Here is a 21,925-nt window from a genome sequence, read left to right on the forward strand (position 1 = left end):
CGTCTCGAGAACGTAGCTGGATGGCTGGGACGAGGCGTCAAACGCACGGTGAGGCGATTGCCACGCGCCGGTTGTCAGAAACAAAGCAATCATCCGGCGACACTAATTCCGGCTTAGAAAGCCAGCACATCGTGTTTTAGTTCGAAACATATCCGGCAATGACCTGCAACAGCTTGAACGCCGTAGCCGCGTCGTTTTCCACAACAGCCAGGAATTCTTCCTCACCGATGCGCAAACAGGACAGCTCTGTTTCGGCAACCATACTCAAGGCGCGCGGTTCTTTGCGGATCAACCCCAATTCGCCGACCAAAGCGCCCGCCCCAACCTTTGCAATCAGTTGATCGGGTCCCTCGATTTGGGGAAGATACAGCCCAGCCTCACCGTCCAAGACAACATAAGCCCCGTCCGTCGGCTGATCATCTTTCAAAAACACTACCTGCCCCGGAGCCGCATTGAACCAGCGCGCACCAAAGGCCAACAGGCGCAATTGCCTGCGATCCAACCCCGAAAACAGTGGGGTCTGTTCCAATGCGCGAAGCTTGCGCGCAAGGTCGGCCGAGGCAGCGCTGTCCTCCTCCACGTCCGCAGGTCCTTCGTCAGTGACCACACGACCTTGTCGGATTTCAACATACATGTCGAATACATCAGGGCTTTCGAACTGGTCATTCAGGTAGATGACCGTGGTCTCGGGCAGCAATTCACGCAGGTTTTTATACACAGCGACCTGTGTCTGCATGTCATAGCTGGCCAAGGCGTTTTCCAGGATCAAAATGTCGGGTTTTTTGATCGTTGCCCGGGTAAAGGCCAAAGGTTCGGCAAACACGGCTGGCAGGTTTTGCCCCCCCAGAGACACCGGAATGTCGTAGATCAATTCCACCACCAGCGGCCGTGCGCCATTTTCGTCCAACACATCGACGATCAGTTTGCGCGCTTCATCCGAACGCACACCTCCTATCTGGCTGACCTTACCGAACAGGGCGTTTTCCATCACTGTCAAGCCGGGCGCAAACTCCTCCGGTTTCAGCGGCACGAAGACATCCTGCAACCGCTCCAACAGCTTCTCGGAATGGCTGTGGCGCAGTTCAAGGATCCGGTCCTTCAACTCATCTGTAAACGCCGGCCCGATCTGTTCAGCCGAAATCACCAAGGGAACCGCAAGCAAATTGGCCAACTGCCCGTCATCCAGCCCAGCGGCACCTTCCTTGCGTGTGCGCTCGACCAGCTCGACGGCTGTTTCATAGGTTTGCGCCTCAAGCCCCAACTTGCGGAACAATGGGTGATCCGTTCCGTCGAGCCCGAAGATCTGCCGCAGCATATCGATCACGTCACGCGTCAACGCAATCAGTGTCTCGTCCAATCCCAGCTCGCGCAACTGCCCCAGAAAGACAGTTTGTTGCGCCAGCAGGTCTTGTGTCACTGAAACACGAGGTGTTGCAAAAAGCAGGTTTTCAGCCACGGGAAGCGCCGGATTGTAGCTGTCCCGATCAAAGATCAGAGCATGCTGTTCCAACCCTGCCTCATGAACTGCTTGCTGAACACGCGGGCGAAGCTCAACCAATTTTTGCGCAAGCTCTGGATGTTCTGTCGCATTGAACTCCTGTTCTGCGCCGCGTTGGAACAGTGCAGCCCCGGATCCCATCCCATCAATCAGCCGTAGCCACCAATCTCGCAACGCGGTTGCACTGTCTAAACCCGCCAGAGACGGATCCAGCCATTCAGCCTTGAAAGGGTCGGTGCTATTCCCAGCCCTGAGTGTTTCGGGGAAATCTGGATCGTCGGCGGCGTTTGACAATGGCTTGTACCGCATCGGCATCATGACGTTGTCACCCAGCGTGCCTTGGAACATGACCGGCCGGGACGAGGCATAGCCTATGCGTGCTGCCACAATACCTTGGTGCAACTCGGACAGTTTCTGATCACCGATTTCGACCCGACCTGCACTTGGCAGGATTTCCCGGGTCAACAGCTCTCCGATCGCTCGCCTATCCTCTTCGCTTGGCGCGGCGATACCGATGGTTTTGCCATGCGGAAAAGTCAAGTTTAGATCATCCAACACCTGATTTCCATCGATGTCGCGGACCGACACCCGATCCATAACAATATCGCGATTCAGATATGGGCGTGCTTCAGGCTCACCTTCGAACAGCTTTTCATCCTGCATACCGGAAGGAGCAAAGCGTTCGATCACGACATCCCAGCGCAGGGACATATCCTGGGTCTGGTTGTAGTAGGTCAGCAGCTCTTTCCAGGGCGAGCTGAGATCTTTGTAAGCCGCAAGCGCCGCAACCAGAGCCCCCAGTGAAACCGACCCCTGAAGCACCAGAAGCCCGCCAACCAGGTAGAACATGAACGGCGTCAATTGCGAGATGAAGTTGTTTATGAACTTCATAAAAAACTTCTTCTGGTAGATCTCGAACCGGATGCCAAACAACCGACCCAATTGATCCGAGATCATGGCCCGACGATACCGCCAGCCCCCGTTCGCGCGCAGGGTCGATGCGCCTGCGGCGTTTTCACCGATTTGGGCCGCCAATACGCGCACTTCTTGAATACGGCGTTTGTTCAGCAAGTTGATCTGACGTTGCAAGCGCGGGATCAACCAGGCCTGAACCGGGATCAGCGCGACGGCGGCCAGACCAAACCAGAAGCTTTGCAGAAACAGGAAAGACAGGATGGTGATCATCTGCCCTGCCTGCAAAACCGGTTGACTGATCGCATCGCCCATCAGCCCGCCCATCGGCTCACTTTCGGCGGTGATCATCGATACCAGCTCACCTTCGCTGACGCGCTCAAAATAAGGCTGTGGGAATCGCAAGGTGCGACTGATCAACTGATAGCGAAGCCGGCGCAGCATCCGCTCGCTCAGCACACCTTTCATGGTGTTGATGCGCATCTTCATCAGCCCGTGCGCCAGAACCGCGACCAAAAAGGCAAAACACAAAATGATCAGAAAATTCGTTTGCGGCAGGCTGTAACCCCAGAACTCGACAATGCTGCTTGTGGCGCCAATCGCATCATTGATGATGCGTTTCGGCAGCTCCAGCGTCAGGTACAGCAATGGGAACAACGTCGAAGTGACGGCCAGCAAAATCAGCTGGTCGCGCTTGGAGTACTTCCAAATGAACCGAAAAATCGTGCGTTCTATTGAACCTGCCCCTGCTGCTGATCAACGAAGTGATTTTGGTGTTATGCATGCAAATACAACAGATTGAATTTACAGTAATCCAGTTGGGATACGCAAATAGTTTCACACTTGGTATATTTATTCGCGTTGTGTGAACTAGTTCATTTACGTGCCCGCGTTTTCAGTCATAGTATTCGGGCAGGACGAGATCGGGAGGGTACTTTTGACTGCCAGTTTTGGCGCAGTATTTCTTATGCTCTGCTTATTGCAGATCAAGCATATGTTTGCCGATTTCTTCCTACAGACACCTAAAATGCTTTCCGGGCGAGGAGAGTATTTTCACATGGGTCGTGCACAGCATGCCGGTGTGCACGTCGTTGGTTCTGTTATCGTGTTCCTGCTGTTCGGCGCACCACTGACGTTTATTCTGGTCATCGGGGCCCTGGAATGGGTTGTTCACTTTAACATCGATTTCTTCAAGGCAAGCTATTCCGACAAAAAGCAGCTGGAGCCCAATCAGGCCGCGTTTTGGCGCGCGGCGGGATTGGATCAGTGCCTGCATAACCTGACTTATGTTGCAATGGTTTGGGCCTGGGTTACGTTCGCAACCTGACAGCTCGTCGAGATCAAGCGACTGCATCCAGCGCGCTTGACTGATAGGCAGATAGCCACAGCTGGTCCAGCGCGTCGATCTTATCAAGTTCGAACTTTTGCTTGGCCTCCCAATACCGACCCGATGGCACATAATAGCCCAGCTCAGCTTCAAGCTGAAGCGGTGCAATCATGCGTTTGGTCGACAGCAGCGGACCCGAAGATAGATCTTTTGCTTTGACCGACGGATAGACTAAACGGCTGTCCCGATCGGACAAGCGAACCATCCGGCAACTTTGCAATGCACCAAAGCATCCCAACCGGGCAGATTTCGCCTCGAGAGAGCGCAAGGTGATATCGTCTCGCAAAGGGTCTGCTGATCCGGTGCCGTAGAAATGTGTCTGACCGGAACCGTCATACACCATGTCACATCCGAAATAGGCGATGATCTCGGGGCGCAAAGCCGACAATGCCCAATAGCCTGCCGTAAAAGCCATCGTACCGCCCGCATAAACGAATCCGCCAAATTCGTTTTGTCTTGGGACATAGTCATCGGCCGACACTATTTTCTGACCCGCGTTCAATCTTTCGGGGTGCTTTTCTGTCGGAAAATCCTCGGGATGTATCAGGAAATCCCAATCCTGTCGGATGCGCCAGGCGTTGTTGATGGCCACAATATGCGTGAATGGGGATCTTGCCCAATCGCGCGCCGCCATAGCAGACGGGGCGCTGCCGAGGATCAGGACTCTGTTCTTCGTGTCGGTCATCTGGGGTCCGCCTTTTGTGCGAGCCCCATGAATCTTAGAGCATTTTCGGTGGGCGGCTAGCCCAGTACCGAAAAACTGCTCTCTTCATTGATCGGGCGCCTGCGTGAATAGAAGCCAACGTCGATCGACCGCTTGATATAGGGCAGTTCATACTGCAACGGTTGTGCGTCGTGATCCGCTCCACCCTCGCAATATGCGATCAAAGCAGTCATCATTTTTCCCGCGATTGGCGCGTTCTTGTACTGGTTCCCGCTGGTGCCGCAGGCCATGTAGAACCCCGGCAGGCTGGATTTGTCGTAGATCGGGATCCAATCGGTCGAAGCGTCATACAAATCGACGACCCCGCGCGTTTTCGAAGGGATACCGAGGCTCGGCACGCGCTGCGCATAGCGCATGGCTTGGGTCGTCCATTGATCCGTGAAGTCAGGATTGTAGTGAACGTCATCCTCACACCACTGATGCGGGTCGCATTCCGGGTCTTCTGACCCGATCAGGATGTGGTTTCCATGCTCGGGGCGGCAGTAACAGGCTATGTCGCTGTCCGAAACAATCGTCCCGTGATTTTCAAAATCAAAGCCTTCGGGCGCGGGAACATGTACCACCTCTTGCCGCAGGGGGCGGGTTTCAATGGTCATGTCATCCAGAACACCGGCCATTTTGTTGACGATCGCCGACCCCGGTCCGGCAACGTTTACAACCACCTTTGAACGAATTTCTTCCCCCGACGCGAGTTTGACACCCGCCACGCGTCCGCCTTCAGCCAGAACCTCAACAACCTCGACACCGGTACGGACCTCTGCCCCGTGTTGTTTTGCAGCATCCATCAGATTTTGCACAGACAAGGCAGGGTCGGTGACATAGCCCGCTTGTGGCCAGAACACGCCGCCTTGCATCTTACGGCCGTTTGGCTGGCCAAACTCCGGATCATCCATGCGTTTCGCGGGGGCAAAGCTGTCTTGTGAATAAACCGGAAGGCGTTCAGCGACTTTCTCGGGCGACCACTCCTCGAACGGACAATCCAAATCGGCACTGTTGAGCTTGTGCTTTTCCAGCAAACCATTGGCATCGGTTTTCATGACCAGACAGCCAGTTTCACGGAACTGCGCCAGATTGGCGTCTTCAGGCAGCCCAAGATAGTCGGCCCAGTCACGCCAGTAATGATACCCCTCCCACGCAAAAGCCGTTCCGTCGAAAGTCGAATAGTGCATGCGAATGATGGCGCAGGACCCGGCGGTCGAGCCGTGGCCGACCTGGCTGTTGCGGTCCAGTGACAATGTCTTCCAGCCCGCCTTGGCCATCTCAAATGCGATAGCTGCCCCGATGACACCGGTTCCGATGATGATTGCGTCTGGTTGGCTCATTCTGTGACTCCTTCCCAATAGCGCTTTGAATAGGCGCTGAATTCCTCGACTTCCTCGGGCCGCGGTTCGACACCGGTGAAGACATATAGATAGTGTGGAACCATCGACAGCCGTGTTGCCATCGGCTCGTTCAACTGAGCCAGGTCATATCCGATCTGCATGTAGTAAAGCACGCGCGCCCGGGTTTCGGCCTCAATCTCGGAGTAGCCGTGGCGCGCAAACATCGCGTGCAGCGCTTTCAAACGTTTCGCATCCGACTGATCCTGAATGCGACGTACCTTCCCGGACTTTCGCGCCCAATCCCGGATCGCGAAATCCAACGCCGTATCGAACAACTCTGTGTTCACAACACATCGATGCACATTGCAAACGGCTGCTGTGATGGTTTCTGCCGGCGCCTTAGCCTGTGCGATCAGGGCCGCCGTGTTTGTGGCCTGCCACCGCGCCAAAAGCGCATCCAACAGTTCCTGACGCGACTTGAAGTACCAGTAGAAGGACGACCGAGATACGGCCATCCGCTCGGCCAGATTCAGAACTTTGATCTGGTCCACACCATCCGAAATCAGAACGTCCATGGCAACGTTCAACCAATCATCACGCGTGACCTTGATGTTGCCGACCAGCGGTTCGGCCTGTGGATCATCCCTATGCAGGACCGGTTTTGTGTTCATTTAACTCTCCGGCGGTGCGCCGCCCTCGGCGGTGCGTCGGGCAATAAAGTCATGCAGAGCGCCCAGCTTGTCGTTGTCGATGTTCGGGGCCTCAAAGTCATTCAGGATGCCTTTCCAAACACCGGTCGCACGTTGATTGGCATCCACCGATCCGCGCTCGGTCCAGGTGCCGAAATTGGCATAGTCGTGCACGTGGGGCTCGTAGAATTCGGTATTGTAACGCTCCATCGTCTGGCTGGAGGCAAAGAAATGGCCACTCGGTTCGACCTCGCGCAGCGCAGTGTCAAAGCCGATCTCGGCCTCTCCGGCCTGCGCACCGGCACAGAGTTCGGCGATCATGTTCAACACCTCGGCATCGCAGACCAGCTTTTCGAACGACACAGTTAGGCCACCTTCCAACCAACCAGCAGAATGAATAATCACCGTGGCCCCGGCCATCAGACAGCCCCACAGGCCGAACTGGTTTTCGTTTGCCGCCTGAACATCGTTGGTGTTGGATGCTGACCCTGCTGCCGACCGCCATGGCAATCCCAGATACCGCGCAAGCTGTCCTGCAGCCAAAGATGCCTGAAAATGCGAAGGCGTCCCAAACGCAGGCGCCCCCGATTTCATGTCCACATTGCTGGTGAACGTTCCATAACAAACCGGCGCACCGGGGTTGGTCAGCTGCGTCAGCGTCAGCGCCGCCAGAGCCTCGGCATGGGACAGCGTGATTGCCCCCGCGACTGTAATTGGCGCCATCGCCCCCATCAGGGTGAACGGTGTGATAATCGACATTTGCCCATGGCGCGCGAAGTCGATCAGCCCTTGCGCCATGGGGATATCAAGCGTGCGCGGGCTATTGGTATTGATGATCGTGTAGCAATGCGCGTTGCCGCGAAACACGTCGTCGGACAGGCCGCGCGCGGTCGACAGCATCTCAAAGCAATCCATTACCTGCGGTGTCCCGCGCGAGAAGAAGAACGGGAATTTATCCGTCAGCTCCATCTGCGCCTGTGTCGTGAAGTAATGGCGCAGATTGGTCGGGAGGTCCTGCGGTTCGACCTGTGGCGAAATCATCTGGAACACATCGAAATGATGCGTGAGTTTCAGGAAGTCCAAATAGTCCTGCCCGGTTGCAGGACGGCGCCCCCGTTCCAAGTCCATCGCATTCGGGGCTCCTGCCCCGGGTTGAAAGACCAACGCGCCCAATTCCAAGGTAAAGTCCCTACGCCGCGCCCCGGCTCGGCAGGAGATAGATTTGGGTGCAGAAACAATCGCCGCCTCAACAATGTCGCGCCCGATGTAGACCATTTGGCTGTCTTCATCTACCTTTGCGCCCGCTTTTTTGAAGATACGGATCGCTTCGGGCAGCAAGACCTTGACCCCAAGCTCTTCAAGCGTACGCAGAGCAGTCTCGTGCATGTCCGCGATCTGGTCCGCCGGGAACACTTCCATCTGTGGGAAAGGGTTCCGCAATTGACGGTAGTTCACATCGCGACGAATCGGCGGGGCAGCATCTGACCCGCGCCCACGCCGTCGTCTGCCCCGTTCTGAGATCTGCGCGATCATCCTCAGCCCCTCATCGCTTTGCCCTGCGGATCATAGGGTGACGGCGCGATCACGCGGGCCGGGCGTTCAACACCGACCACATGCACCGACAGTTCCGTTCCCGGTTCCATCTTGTCACGATTGACCAGCGCCATCGCAAGGGACTTGCCAGTGTAGTGGCCGTACCCACCGGAAGTCACAAACCCGACACGTTCTTCCCCTGCCCAAACAGGTTCGTATCCGCTGGCATCTGCGTCCAGCGCATCGACTTCCAGTGTCACCTGAACCTGAGCCGGACCATTGCCGTCGCGCTCAGCCACAGCCGCGTCTTTACCGACAAAGTCCTTGTCCCAATCGATCCAGCGATCCATCCCTGTCATGCCCGGTGTATAAAGCTGGGTGAATTCCGCCGACCAGATGCCAAAGCTTTTTTCAAGACGCGTCGACAGCATCGCGTTGAACCCGCATTCGCGAATGCCATCCTCGGCCCCGGCCTCAAGTAGCATTCGACGCAGCTTGATATGATCGCCATAGCGACAGTTGATCTCATAGCCTTTTTCACCCGTCACCGACATCCGCGCAACGCGCGCACGAACAAGACCGATGTCGAAATCGCCGCAGCCCATGAATTTCAAGCCCGAGATTTCCTGTTCCGCCAGTTTCTCGATCACCGCCTGCGATTTTGGACCGACGAGGCCAAAGCCACAGTATTCTTCGCCCAGATCGTGTATCTCGACCCCGTCGATCATGTGGTCATCGAACCAACGCATGTGCCAGGCGCGAAGGTAGTAGCTACCCATAATCCACCAAGTGCCATCACCCCAGTTGAGCACGGTCAGATCGCCCTTTAGGCGCCCGTTCTCCCCCAGCATCGGCGCCAGTTTCGCCCGGCCGGGCGCAGGTAGTTTTGAGGCCATGACTTTGTCGAGCCAAACTTCCGCGTTTGGCCCCGTGACTTCGAACCGTGAGAAGCCCGAGATATCCATCAGGCCGACACCTTCGCGAATCACCTTGCATTCCTCGGCCACAATATCATGTGCGTTGGAGCGCTTTAGGGTCGGCGTCTCCTCGAACCCTTTGGGTGCAAAATAGAGCGGTACTTCAAGGTCCCAGCTCACCCCCCATTTGCACCCTGCCTCAGTCATCGCGTCATGGGCCGGGGCCATTTTCAACGGACGGCCCGCGGGCAGTTGCTCATTCGGGTAAGTCATCACGAAACGACGGGAATAGAACTGCCCTGTGGTTTCGCGGATGTATCGTTTGTTCTGAGCAAAATCGCCATAGCGCGCCACATCCATTGGCCAAGCATCAGCCTCGGGCTCGCCATGGATCATCCATTCGGCCAGCGTCTTGCCAACACCGCCACCTTGAAGGAAACCAGCCATCACCGCACAGGCTGACCAATATCCGCGCTTTCCTGGAACAGGCCCGACCAGCGGGTTGCCGTCTGGCGAGAAGGTGAACGCTCCGTTGACCCAAGTTTTGATACCGACATCCTGAATCGAAGGATAGCGTTCGAAACCCAGAGTCAGTTCGTTCTCGATCCGGTCGAGCTGTTCTTGAAACAGCTCTTCGCCATAGTTCCACGGAGCCCCATCCATGGCCCAGTGTTCGTGATCTACCTCATAGATGCCAATCAGAACACCTTTCTGGTCCTGCCGCATATAGGTGAACCCTTCCAGGTCGACCGTCATCGGCATCTCAAAATCCGCGACAGCCACTTCGGGAATGGAATCCGTAATCAGATAGTGGTGTTTGAGCGGCGAAACCGGCAATTCCACACCCGCCATACGCCCCACTTGCTTGGCCCATAGGCCTGCGGCATTGACCACATGTTCGCACGTGATCGTGCCTTTGTCGGTGACAACTTTCCAGCCATCGTCGGTTTGAATCAGCTCTTCGACTTTGGTTTCTTCATAATACTCGGCCCCACGTTTTTTCGCGGCCGTCGCATAGGCCTGCACGGTGCCGGTTGTGTCGATGTAACCCTCGCGATCAGCCCACATGGCGCCCAGCACGCCGTCAGTGGACATGATCGGGCAACGTTTCTGCGCCTCTTCCGGCGTCAGTAATTCGCAATCGTCTATGCCGATTGACTGGAAGATGCGGTAGTTCGCCTGCAACCATTCCCAGCGTTCCGGCGTTCCGGCCAAGGTCAGACCACCTGTCATATGCAGGCCGATATTCTGACCGGATTCTTTCTCGATCTCGCTCAGCAAGTCGATGGTATAGGCCTGCAGCGACGCCATGTTCGGATCCGCGTTCAGTGCATGAATGCCGCCTGCTGCGTGCCAGGACGACCCCGACGCCAGGCGCCGGCGTTCCAGCATGACCACATCGGACCAACCGAACTTGGCCAGATGATACAAAACCGAGGCGCCCACAACACCGCCCCCGATGACCACGACACGATACTGGGATTTCATCCCAACCTCCCCTGCATAGAACCTCAGGAGACGCTAGTAGCACTGTTCACTTCTGTCTAGACATTTCTGTACAGTATTTACCGCGTAAAATTACTGCGCAACTTACCTCAGTTGCTACAGGGACGCGCTGGGGCGGGATTTCACGGCTTCAAACCAAGACTGAGTGGCCGTGTTACCCTCGGGGATCCGCATTTTCACGACACGCGCGAAATCGACGAAGACAAAGGTCGAGATATCCGCGAGTGTGAAACTCTCCCCCGCAACATACGAACTATCCTTCAGTCTTTCCTCTAGCAGATCGAAGAACAGTATTGTCCGATCAACACCTCGCTGCGCCAGCTCGGGGATCTGGGCGTAATTCACGGGGCCGGGGATGGCCCTATCCGCGAACGTAGGATGCGCATTCCGCAAAGCTTCGGCAATCGGTACTCCGCCCTGTTGCTCGACAATTGCGTTCCACATCAGGACCGAACCTTTTTCATCCGGCGTCCTGCCCATGAGCGGCGGTTCAGGAAACCGAGCCTCAAGGTACGCAGCAATGCCCAGGTTTTCCGTCAGCACCGTCCCCGCTTCCGTTACCAGAACCGGTATTGTGGCACGGGGGTTCACGGCGCGAAACGCATCGCTCAATTGCTCACCTTTGGCAATCGAGATATCGCGGGTCTCGATCTCCAACCCTTTCTCTGCGATGAACATACGGGCACGACGCGGGTTCGGGGCCGTAGAACAATCATAATAAATCATTGTCTGCCTTCCTCGCGGATCCACGGCGATAGATAAAGCAACGCCCATCAACCGCACCATCGGGCAACGGCAATTCGGTCAGCGTGTCAAAATACATCCGGTCGCTGGAGACCATCAACCCACCCTGCGCCAAAAGGGGCTCGATCAAAGGCGAAACAAGCCGCGCGAACGCATCGTTCTTTTCCCGGTTGTGACCGCCCAGATCAGCGTGGATCAAACTGGCAGATGCCCCAAACCGTTCAACAGATGCAGGCAGTGTCTCGCGCACATCCCCAAGGATAACGCGGTCTTCCGGAGGTGTGGAATCCGGATGGGACGCAACCGCCCGTTCGAAAACATATACCGGACGGCCCTGAACATGCTGCACCAAATGGTGATAGGTTCGACCGTTCCCCAAGCCCAATTCGAACACAGGACCCGACATGTCGTTGGTTTGGCCAATCGCGAAATCCAGGCAGGTACGCTGCGACACCATGCGATCAATAAACAGATCCAGTCGGCTTTGATTCTCGGACACGGGGAAATCTCTCCTTGATACAAGTCGCCAACTTAGATGAGGTCGACACCGCCCGTGATGGCAAAAACTCAAGACTTTGTGTAGGACAGAAGTCCAAAGTTTCACATTTTCGCGACATTTCAGCCAAAGAACGGGTTTGACTAGTCGGGCAGAACCGGGCGACACTGCACAAAAAAACACGGGGAGTTGATTTAGCCGATGTTAGCGAACGGCCAGCCGGGTGGAAAACCCGCATGAGCGCGTTGTTGTCTGTCAGAGACCTCAGCATCGGCTTTGGCACGGCAAAATCTGTTGTCACGGGTGTGAATTTTGATGTTGAGGCCGGACAGACACTTGCGCTAGTCGGAGAATCTGGTTCGGGGAAAACGATATCGTGCCGGGCTGCTTTGCGTATTCTTCCCCGCATCGCCCAAATTCGCAGCGGCAAGATTACCTTGAACGACTCCAAGGGAATGGCAGAACTGACGACGATCAGTGAACGCGAGATGCGGGATATTCGCGGCAACAGGATCTCGATGATCTTTCAGGAGCCGATGCGATCCCTGTCCCCTTTGCACAAAATCGGCAATCAGGTCAGCGAAGTATTGTGGCTGCATCGCGGGGCTTCAGAAGCACAGGCACGCAAAGAAGTCCTGTCCCAGTTCGAACGCGTGGGGTTTCCTGATCCGCAGCGGGCCTACGATTCTTATCCGTTTGAACTGTCTGGCGGCATGCGCCAGCGCGCCATGATCGCCATGGCCATGGTGTCAAAACCTGAACTGCTGATTGCCGACGAACCGACAACCGCATTGGACGTGACCACTCAGGCGCAGGTTCTGGGCCTGATCAAGGAACTGCAGCGCGAAACTGGCATGGCGCTGATCCTTGTCACTCATGATCTGGGTGTTGTCGCCAACATGGCGGAACAGGTCGTGGTCATGCACAAAGGCCGCGTGATGGAGGCAGGGTCAGCCGCCCCCATCCTTACAAGTCCGGCGCACCCCTATACCAAGCAATTGTTTGACGCGGCACCCGAAATTCCAGATCAGGAGGCCGTCGGGCTGCCGATGCCGAGCGAAGATCTGATCCTGCAAATGAAAGATGTGTCGAAGACCTACACCATGCGGTCCAGCAAAGGTTGGCAGGCTGACAAGGCAATCCATGCCTGCCGCGGTGTTGACCTGAATCTGGCGCGTGGCAAGACGCTGGCGATTGTCGGCGAAAGCGGATCGGGCAAAACCACTGCGGCCCGTATCGCCCTTGGTGCCGAACTTCCGGACCCCGGCGGGGAAATTCTGTTCCGCACGTCGCCGAACGAAGACCCCATCACGGTTCACCAAATGACCCGAGCCCAGCGCACTGCGTTTCAACGCAAGGCACAAATGGTGTTCCAGGACCCCTACAGCTCGCTCAGCCCTCGGATGCGGATACAGGATGCCATGACCGAGCCGTTGGAGATTCACCGGATCGGATCGTCCTCTGAACAACGCGACAAAGCGTCAGAGATGTTGCAACGTGTCGGCCTTAACGCAGATATGCTCAAACGCTACCCACATGCCTTTTCTGGCGGGCAGCGACAGCGTCTGTCGATTGCGCGCGCGATGATGCTGGATCCGCAACTGATTGTCTGTGATGAGCCGACCTCGGCGCTTGATGTGTCCGTTCAGGAACAAATCCTGACGCTGCTGGAACAACTGCAGGACAGCCTGAACCTTTCCTACTTTTTTATCTCTCACGACCTAGCTGTTGTGGCGCGCATCGCTGACGAGGTCGCGGTTATGCGACGCGGTCTTGTCGTGGAACAAGCCCCACCCGAAACCCTATTCTACAATCCGCGCCATCCTTACACCAAGGCGCTGATTGCCGCTCAACCCGAACCCGACATCAATCGCCCAATCGACCTGAAAATGGTTTCGTTGGGTGCCGGCGCGCCGGACAGTTGGGACGAAGCCTTTCGTTTCTCGGACACCGTGATACCTTCACTGGTGGAATTGGAACCGGGCCATAAGGTACGTTGCCATGTATAAGACCACTCGCACTATGATCCTGGCCGTTTCGCTGGCCTTTGCCGGGGTTTTCTCTGCTACGGCGGAAGCCATACCTGAGCTGCAAGAGAGCACTTTTTGGGCAACCGAAGTTGATGCGGGTAATCTGCCGCCCGTTCAAGATCGCCTGCCAAATGAACCGCTGATCGTTGATTTGGCCGCCAAAGGGCGCGACTTTGGAACACCGGGCGGCACCCTTCGGACAATGGTCACCCGATCCAAGGACATCCGACAGATGGTTGTTTACGGTTACGCGCGATTGGTTGGGTTTGACCAGGACTACAAAATTGTCCCCGACCTGCTGTCTTCGTACGAAACCGAAGGCAATCGGAAATTCACGCTGAGCCTGCGCGAGGGGCATAAGTGGTCCAACGGAACACCGTTTACCTCGGAAGACTTCCGCTATTGGTGGGAAGACGTGGCAAATAACGAACTGCTTAGCCCGTCGGGCCCACCGGACTTTCTAATCGTTGAGGGCAAACTGCCCACGGTCTCGTTTCCGGACGAAAAAACGGTGATCTACGAGTGGGATGATCCAAATCCTGATTTCTTACAGTCGTTGGCGCAGGCACGACCCCCGTTTATCTATCGCCCTTCCGCCTTCCTGAAACAGTTTCACGAGAAATTCGCTGATCAGGAGGAACTTGCTTTTCACGTCGAAGATGCTCGCGTCAAAAGCTGGGCGGCGCTGCACAACAAACTCGACAATCTATATAAGTTCGACAATCACGAACTGCCCACGTTGCAACCCTGGTTGAACGCCAGTTCTGGTAAGAAGATCCGACACAACTTTGTGCGCAATCCCTATTACCACCGGATTGATAGCATGGGAGTTCAGCTTCCGTATATCGACGTGGTCGAGATGGAAATCGTTGCCCCCGGTCTGGTGGCCGCCAAAACCAACGCTGGCGAAAGCGACCTACAGGGTCGAGGCCTGGCCTTTCGCGATGCGTCGATCCTGAAAAAGGGTGAGGCAAATGGCGGCTACAAAACGCTATTGTGGAAGACCGGAGTAGCGTCGCAGATTGCGATCTATCCCAACTTGAACTTTGATGACGAAGCCTGGCGCAATGTTCTGCGGGACGTGCGGGTCCGCCGTGCGCTGTCCCTTGCGATTGACCGCAAGACCATCAATCAGGCGCTGTACTTCAAACTGGCGCATCCGGGAGCGATGTCGGTGCTTCCGGCTTCGCCCTTTTACAACGAAGAAAACGCGCAATCCTGGGCTGCATACGACGTAGATCAGGCCAATGCTCTGCTGGACGAAGCCGGACTTGATAAGCGGGACAAGTCAGGTATCCGCCTGCTGCCTGACGGCCGACCAATGGAGTTGGTGATTGAAACTGCGGGTGAACGCCAAGAAGTCGAAAATGCCTTGCAAATTGTCACCGACACGTGGCGGGAAATTGGCGTCAAACTGGTGATGCGTCCGCTGGACCGGGACATTCTGCGCAATCGTGTATTTGCGGGAAACACCATGGCTTCAGTCTGGTTTGGTTGGGACGACGGAATTCCGCAGGCCCATACCTCACCGGCCTATCTGGCGCCGACGGATCAGGTCTTTCTGGCTTGGCCCAAATGGGGGCAATTCTACCAAACAAGCGGTGAGGTCGGCGAAGCCCCGGACATGCCCGAGGCTGAACGCCTGATGGAACTGGCACACGATTGGGAAATTGCGGCAAACGATGAAGAGCGCGAAGCGGCTTGGACTGAGATGCTCAATATCCATGCGGATCAGTTATATGCGATTGGGATTTTGAATGGCGCGCCTCAGCCGATCGTAGTTTCGAACCGTTTGCGCAACGTCCCGCAACAGGCCATGTGGGCTTGGGAGCCCGGAGCACATTTTGGTATTCACCGCCCAGACGAGTTCTTTTTCGCCGACTGATAGGAGCAGCTAAATGATTATGCTGCGCTATGTGGTGTATCGCTTTTTTACGATGCTGCTGACGCTGCTGGTCGTCTCGGTTTTGATATTTGTGATCATCAACCTTCCACCCGGCGACTATCTGAGCAACCAGATCGCGGAGCTTCAGGCCTCGGGCCAGTCCGCAGGGGTCGCCAAAGCTGAGTTCCTGCGGGCAGAATACGCGCTGGATCGCCCCATGTGGGAGCAATATTTGATCTGGATGGGGTTCTGGCCCGGGCCACATGGATTTTCCGGACTGCTACAAGGCAACTATGGCTGGTCGTTTGAGTTTGATCGACCCGTGTCTGACATCGTCGGTGACACATTGTGGCTGACCGTTGTGGTCAATCTGGCCGCAATTCTGTTTGTCTACGCTGTCGCTTTACCGCTTGGTGTTCTCGCCGCCGCCAAGTCCCGAACATGGATCGATTACACGTCGGCTTTTGTGGGGTATCTAGGTCTGGCTACGCCCAACTTTCTGCTGGCGCTCATATTGTTTTACTACGGGCATCAGTATTTCAACCTACCCATTGGCGGCCTGATGGATCCCTCTTTTGAAGGCCAACCCATGAGTTGGGAAAAGCTGAAATCCATCCTGATCCACCTCATCGTCCCAACATTTGTTATCGGCACCTCTGGCGCCTCGGCCATGATGCAACGCTTGCGCGCAAACATGTTGGATGAGCTGGGCAAACCCTATGTGGAAACTGCCATCGCCAAGGGTATGGCACCGTCCCGCATGCTAACGAAGTATCCGCTACGTGTCGCCTTCAACCCCTTTGTGGCCGACATTGGTAACTTGTTGCCTTCGATGATCTCGGGCTCTGTTTTGGTCTCGGTGGTTCTGGGCCTTCAAACCATTGGTCCCACCTTGCTGACGGCGCTTAAGACGCAGGACCAATTTCTGTCGGCTTTCGTCCTGATGTTCGTTGCCTTGTTGACTCTGATTGGCACCATGATCTCGGATATCCTGCTGGTCATGCTTGACCCACGCATCCGGTACGAAGGGCGCGAAGCATGACCGACCGCAACGACGACCGCTTTGTTGACGACGCTCCGTTTGATCCTCAGGCGTCGGTCCAGCAATTGGAGCGCGCGGATCTGGACGCCCCAAACTGGGTCTTGGTTTGGCGCAAATTCAGAACGCACAAATTGGGCCTTATCTCAGGTATCTTCCTGCTGCTGTGTTACCTGATGCTGCCCTTTGCGGGGTTCATTGCCCCTTATGGCCCAAATGAACGCAACGGCGAGCACCTTTATGCCCCGCCGCAATCAGTCAACTGGTTCCATGAAGGTGCTTTCATAGGTCCTTATGTCTATCCGATCGTGGCCGAGGCTGATCTGGAAACTTTCCAGTGGAAGTTCGTTCCCGATACCGAAGATCCCCGTCCCATCCGGTTTTTTTGCGAAGGGTCAGAATATCGATTGGCGGGATTGATCCCGACAGATACGCATCTGTTTTGTGCCCCAGAGGGCGCCACGTTGTTCCTGTGGGGGTCAGACCGATTGGGTCGCGACATTTTCAGCCGAATTCTCTACGGGGCGCAACTGTCACTGACCGTCGGCCTTATCGGCATTTCGGTTTCGTTTTTCCTTGGTATCTTATTCGGCTCGATGGCCGGATACTTCGGCGGCCGGATCGACTGGGTCATCAATCGGGTCATCGAAGTCTTGCGCTCGCTGCCCGAATTGCCCTTGTGGCTGGCCCTTTCCGCTGCAGTTCCGTCCAATTGGAGTCCGGTTGCGGTTTTTTTCATCATCTCGATCATATTAGGCATCCTCGATTGGCCGGGACTGGCCAGATCTGTGCGCGCAAAATTCCTATCCCTGCGCGAAGAAGAATACGTCAGGGCTGCCGAGATGATGGGCGCAAGTTCGGGTCGGGTGATCCGCAAGCACCTTCTGCCCAATTTCATGTCTCACCTGATTGCCTCAGCCACCCTTTCGATACCGGCAATGATCCTTGGGGAAACCGCGCTCAGTTTCCTGGGCCTTGGATTGCGCGCGCCTGCGGTCAGTTGGGGCGTGATGTTGAACGACGCGCAAAACCTCGCGTCGATTGAAATCTATCCCTGGACCGCCATCCCGATGCTGCCGATCATCATCATCGTACTGGCATTCAACTTCCTTGGGGACGGGCTGCGGGACAGTCTGGATCCCTACCAGCAATGAGCTTGCTCTCATCTCTTCCGGCTGTGGACGGCTACCGGAAAAAAGGTTCCGGCGCGCTGCCCAGCGCATTTGCAGTCTCGGAACTGGCCACGGCGAGCGTCGCGGCTGTGGGCCAGGAACTGGCGCGCCTGATGACGGCACTGAACCTTGCACCGACTGCACCAGAAGTCACTGTCGACCATCGCCTGGCGTCGCTTTGGTTTGGATACTCTTTCAAATCAGACGGTTGGGACATGCCCGACTTGTGGGATGCGATTGCCGGTAATTACCAGACCTCTGACGGCTGGATCAGGCTGCACACCAACCTTCCGCATCACCGAGATGCAGCCCTGAGAGTTCTGGAAACACCCGCAGATAGGGACGCTGTTGTCCAGGCTGTCAGATCCCGGACAGCCGCAGAACTTGAGACCGCTATCGTCGCTGAAGGCGGGGTCGCTGCAGCCATGCGCCGCCGCTCTGAATGGCAGGATCATCCGCAAGGCCGCGCTGTCGCCCGCGACCCGCTGATCGGCTGGCAAGGACCTCGAAGCATCAAACTGCGTGATCAACCCAAGGCAACTGAGGCGCGTCCTCTGGCCGGGCTGCGAGTCCTTGACCTGACCCGCGTTCTGGCTGGTCCCGTATCGACCCGCACACTCGCCGGGTTTGGCGCCGAAGTTTTGCGTATCGATCCTCCGGAATGGGACGAGCCCGGCGTGATCCCGGACATCTCACTAGGTAAGACTTGCGCGTATATTGATTTGAAAACCCCAGAGGGGCTTGAGTGTCTGAAAGGCCTGCTGACGCACGCGGATGTCTTTGTCCATGGCTACCGACCTGGTGCTCTGGACGCACTTGGGCTGACAAAATCCAAACGGGACGAGTTGGCCCCGAATAGGGTTGAGGTCACGTTGGATGCCTATGGATGGCAAGGGCCGTGGTCAACGCGGCGTGGTTTCGACAGTCTGGTACAGATGAGCTCTGGGCTCGCTCATGCGGGGATGGACTGGGCAAGCGCCGATAAACCGACACCCTTGCCAGTTCAGGCCCTGGATCATGCCACCGGATATTTGATGGCCGCCTCGGTGCTGTCTGCGCTGGCCGAGGCTGCGTCGGGCAATTCGATTATGCACGCCCATCTGTCGCTGGCCCGAACAGCCGAATTACTGGCGGTTTTAGGCAAAACCGGACCAGATGATAAAGCAATCGAAGCCACTGCTAAGGACTACGCAGCGGCAATTGAGCAGTCTGGCTGGGGTCCCGGACACCGCCTCAAGCCGGCGCTGAGCGTTGGCAAGGCCAAAATGCGGTGGGCAAGCCCGGCTTCGGAACTCGGCTCATCAGAACCAGGCTGGCCCTCCCTGACCATCTGACGCACCCGCCGCGCGGAACGCGCGGCCCGGCCCAACGCATTGGGTAATGTCTCGTCAGAGACGTTGGCTAATGCGGCGGGAGATCACCTTAGCGATCATCTCCCCCGGGTCCGATATCATCAAGGTAATCCTCATCGATGGCTGCCTGAACCGCACCAGTCACTGCCTCGCGCTCCCTGGGTGTCAGGTCTTCCGTTTCTTTGCCATCCGCCAAACGAACTGTAACCTCACGGTGGGCAAACCGAATGCCTTCCCGCGCAAACAGCTCTCGAATATCCTGGTAGACCCGTTTGCGCACCAGCCACTGATCACCCGGCTTGGTCATGAATTTGACCCGGATGATCATTGCCGAATCCTGCATCTCGATCACGCCCTGTGACTTGAGCGGCTGGATAAAGTTTTCCCCAATTACCGGATCGGTCAGCAACTCTTGCCCCAGCTTCTTGATCAGTTTGCGCACCTTTTCGACATCCGTATCATAGGTCACCCGTAGTGGCAGTTTCATGATCACCCAATCACGAGAGTAGTTGGTCAGAACTTTGATTTCCCCAAAGGGAATAGTGTTCAGCGCGCCCAGATGATGGCGCAGCTGGAACGAGCGGACAGATATTTTCTCGACCGTCCCTTTCACATCCCCAATGTCAATGTACTCGCCCTTGCGGAAGGCATCATCCATCAAAAAGAAGGCCCCTGAAAAGATGTCGCGTACCAGAGTTTGCGAACCAAAACCGACGGCCAGACCGACAACGCCGGCACCTGCAAACAATGGGCTAACGTTTATGCCCAGCTCCATCAGAACGATCAGGGCTATGGTCACCACAACCACGGCCAGAATGGCGCCTCGGAACAGCGGTAACAACGTGGCTAGCCGGCTCTGCCCACCTTCTCCACCCTCATCACCCAGCTCTGCGTCGCCGACCTCTACCTCTTCTTCTGCGATTTTACTGTCGATCCAGATGCGGAAGAAATGGAACAGGATGTAGCCCATGAACAGAATGACCATCACATCCAGCGCCCGTTCAATCGGCAGGTCCTCACTCCAACTGGCATCCGGGTTCCAGATGACCACAAGCGCATACAGACCCACGACAAAAGCCAGAATGCCGGCAACACGCCGCGCCAGATCTTCATAGGTCAGGATCGTGTGTTTTCTCTGCTCGGCTTCGGGTGTTTCGGTTCCCTCGCTGGGGTCTTCATCGCCATCGGCATCGCTGTTTATCTGTTCCAGCCGGCGATTGCGGTCAAAATACCGTTCAAGCAGATAGTTCATCGCGCCATAGGCCACGACCACGGACATGAAAATTGCATAGCTGCTGGCCACAATCGGCAGCGAGTTCTCGTTTTCCAGAACCAGATCCACCGCCAGCTTGAACCAGCTGAACACCATGTAAATGATCAATACCGGCGCCCATCCATAAGAAATAAAGCGCAAAATCCAAGATACTTGATCCGCCGCCCGTCCACCGCGGATTGCATGTGAAATAGCGCCAGCGTTGAACAGGATCATCAAAACGTTTCCGACAGCCCCCAACATCGTCAACCCGCCATAGACCATCGCGTAAACGTTGTAGTTCAGGCCAAAATCCGCCACCCAGGTCGAAAACAACGCCACCGAGATGTCATACGTCGCCAAAGCCGACGCCCAATAATAAAGACGCTTAGCGTGACGGTCAGAAAAGGGTGGCAAACGGTACTGGCTTAGATATGGCGACAGAACCATTCGCCACAGATCCGAGGCTGTGCGAGACAGGAAGAAAGCAGTAAAGACAGCCGTCACTGTAAACTGGATTGAGATATCTTCGGATTCACCGAAAACCAGATACCCGACAATCAGCGCCATCAGCATGGCAAAAACTGTCGCTCCAATTCCTGTCAGAAAACGCATGACAAGGAACGGCATCTTCTCGCGGTACCCTTGTGGGTATTCTTTTATCTTGGCGACGACATATCGCTTTGCAATACGCTTGCCGTAAATCTCGATGGACAGCCATCGCCCCAGCAAAAGGAACAGGATGTTCCAACCCAGAACTTCAAAATAGGTCTGTATTCGACCATCCGGACTGGTCTGTCGCAGAATGTACTGCACTTCGAACACCGAATAAGGCAGCGCTTCAAGGCGCGACTCCACCGACTCACGGAACTTCGAAAACCGTTCCTGCGCCTTCATCAGCTCAGACCCGTCAGCCATCGGGTTATCCGACGCATCCTCTTCTGCAGGCGCGTCACCCTGTGTCGTCGTGGCGATTTGCCCAGCGCTGTCAATCACGATGACACTAGCGCCTGCTTCGCTGGCGGCCCGGATCGCAGCGGCCAGATCGCCGTCACTCGTGGTTTCAGCCTCGTCGCTTGACCCGGTCGGGTACCCAGGTATCAACGATGTTTGCGCCGCCACGTCGACAGGAAAGGCCAGCAAAAGGGCCCAGAATGCCAGGACTAGTCCGGCCAGAAAGTTTGGTTTCATAGGGTCTTGTATCCAGTTTTCCCGATGCCGGACAGATTACAGAACCATATGGGTCTATTCAAATCTTCACAGCAGACAATCTCAACATCTTGTCGGGACGTGTTCTCGGCGCACAGGGCCTCTGCGGGTGTTTTCAATTCAGGGGAAATTGACTATGACCGATTTTGTGTCTGAGTATCGTACCGTTTGCTGTTTTCTCGATCATTCTGCGAACGATGCCAAACTCTGGTGCGATTTGCCGCGTATACATCAATATCCTGTTGCCAAATCGCAATG

At 56.0% G+C, this 21,925-nt stretch carries 15 protein-coding genes; 6 read left to right on the forward strand and 9 right to left on the reverse strand.

The window, feature by feature from the left end; genetic code table 11:
* Nucleotides 1–136: 136 nt before the first annotated feature.
* Entirely contained in the window at nucleotides 137–3,133 is a 2,997-nt protein-coding gene (locus tag ACR0BU_RS19075; protein WP_480738544.1) for an ABC transporter transmembrane domain-containing protein, read from the reverse strand.
* A gap of 244 nt (nucleotides 3,134–3,377) precedes the next feature.
* On the opposite strand from ACR0BU_RS19075, the gene ACR0BU_RS19080 reads away from it, so the two are divergent.
* The gene (locus tag ACR0BU_RS19080; RefSeq protein WP_298936663.1) at nucleotides 3,378–3,737 is read left to right on the forward strand and encodes a DUF3307 domain-containing protein; all 360 of its coding nucleotides are present in this window, start codon (nucleotides 3,378–3,380) and stop codon (nucleotides 3,735–3,737) included.
* A 13-nt stretch (nucleotides 3,738–3,750) separates the two neighbouring features.
* Here the strand turns inward: ACR0BU_RS19080 and ACR0BU_RS19085 are convergent, their stop codons facing one another.
* The 7 genes from ACR0BU_RS19085 to ACR0BU_RS19115 all read right to left on the reverse strand — a co-directional run bounded on the left by ACR0BU_RS19085 (nucleotide 3,751) and on the right by ACR0BU_RS19115 (nucleotide 11,731).
* Nucleotides 3,751–4,482 carry a hypothetical protein gene (locus ACR0BU_RS19085; protein WP_480738518.1) on the reverse strand — a complete coding sequence of 244 codons (732 nt, stop codon included), beginning with the start codon at nucleotides 4,480–4,482 and terminating at the stop codon, nucleotides 3,751–3,753.
* 56 nt (nucleotides 4,483–4,538) lie between these two features.
* Entirely contained in the window at nucleotides 4,539–5,843 is a 1,305-nt protein-coding gene (locus ACR0BU_RS19090; protein ID WP_480738519.1) for an NAD(P)/FAD-dependent oxidoreductase, read from the reverse strand.
* A complete protein-coding gene (locus ACR0BU_RS19095) occupies nucleotides 5,840–6,514 on the reverse strand; it encodes a TetR/AcrR family transcriptional regulator (protein ID WP_480738521.1) in 675 nt (224 codons plus the stop codon). The genes ACR0BU_RS19090 and ACR0BU_RS19095 overlap by 4 nt, the downstream gene beginning before the upstream one ends.
* On the reverse strand, nucleotides 6,515–8,065 hold the full coding sequence (locus tag ACR0BU_RS19100; RefSeq protein ID WP_480738522.1) for a trimethylamine methyltransferase family protein: 1,551 nt from the start codon (nucleotides 8,063–8,065) through the stop codon (nucleotides 6,515–6,517).
* A 2-nt stretch (nucleotides 8,066–8,067) separates the two neighbouring features.
* Nucleotides 8,068–10,470, reverse strand: coding sequence for a GcvT family protein (locus ACR0BU_RS19105; RefSeq protein ID WP_300070868.1), 2,403 nt, complete (start codon nucleotides 10,468–10,470; stop codon nucleotides 8,068–8,070).
* Between the two features lie 114 nt (nucleotides 10,471–10,584).
* On the reverse strand, nucleotides 10,585–11,214 hold the full coding sequence (locus tag ACR0BU_RS19110) for a glutathione S-transferase (protein WP_299082611.1): 630 nt from the start codon (nucleotides 11,212–11,214) through the stop codon (nucleotides 10,585–10,587).
* Complete coding sequence (locus tag ACR0BU_RS19115) at nucleotides 11,201–11,731, reverse strand: class I SAM-dependent methyltransferase (RefSeq protein ID WP_480738523.1); 531 nt, start codon at nucleotides 11,729–11,731, stop codon at nucleotides 11,201–11,203. The genes ACR0BU_RS19110 and ACR0BU_RS19115 overlap by 14 nt, the downstream gene beginning before the upstream one ends.
* Nucleotides 11,732–11,964: 233 nt before the next feature.
* Between ACR0BU_RS19115 and ACR0BU_RS19120 the strand changes: the two genes are divergently transcribed.
* The 5 genes from ACR0BU_RS19120 to ACR0BU_RS19140 are packed head-to-tail and all read left to right on the forward strand — an operon-like array spanning nucleotide 11,965 to nucleotide 19,188.
* Nucleotides 11,965–13,737, forward strand: coding sequence for an ABC transporter ATP-binding protein (locus tag ACR0BU_RS19120; protein ID WP_299891178.1), 1,773 nt, complete (start codon nucleotides 11,965–11,967; stop codon nucleotides 13,735–13,737).
* Nucleotides 13,730–15,643 (forward strand): ABC transporter substrate-binding protein, encoded by a 1,914-nt coding sequence (locus ACR0BU_RS19125; RefSeq protein WP_480738525.1) that lies wholly within the window; start codon nucleotides 13,730–13,732, stop codon nucleotides 15,641–15,643. The genes ACR0BU_RS19120 and ACR0BU_RS19125 overlap by 8 nt, the downstream gene beginning before the upstream one ends.
* Nucleotides 15,644–15,656: 13 nt before the next feature.
* A complete protein-coding gene (locus ACR0BU_RS19130; protein WP_299082615.1) occupies nucleotides 15,657–16,685 on the forward strand; it encodes an ABC transporter permease in 1,029 nt (342 codons plus the stop codon).
* Nucleotides 16,682–17,836 carry an ABC transporter permease gene (locus ACR0BU_RS19135; RefSeq protein WP_298936547.1) on the forward strand — a complete coding sequence of 385 codons (1,155 nt, stop codon included), beginning with the start codon at nucleotides 16,682–16,684 and terminating at the stop codon, nucleotides 17,834–17,836. The genes ACR0BU_RS19130 and ACR0BU_RS19135 overlap by 4 nt, the downstream gene beginning before the upstream one ends.
* Nucleotides 17,833–19,188 carry a CoA transferase gene (locus ACR0BU_RS19140; protein WP_480738527.1) on the forward strand — a complete coding sequence of 452 codons (1,356 nt, stop codon included), beginning with the start codon at nucleotides 17,833–17,835 and terminating at the stop codon, nucleotides 19,186–19,188. Before ACR0BU_RS19135 ends, ACR0BU_RS19140 begins: the two co-directional genes overlap by 4 nt.
* A gap of 88 nt (nucleotides 19,189–19,276) precedes the next feature.
* On the opposite strand, the gene ACR0BU_RS19145 is transcribed toward ACR0BU_RS19140, so the two are convergent.
* Nucleotides 19,277–21,649, reverse strand: coding sequence for a mechanosensitive ion channel domain-containing protein (locus ACR0BU_RS19145; protein ID WP_480738528.1), 2,373 nt, complete (start codon nucleotides 21,647–21,649; stop codon nucleotides 19,277–19,279).
* Between the last annotated feature and the right edge of the window lie 276 nt (nucleotides 21,650–21,925).

It is taken from the genome of Ruegeria sp. CK2, assembly GCF_056536585.1.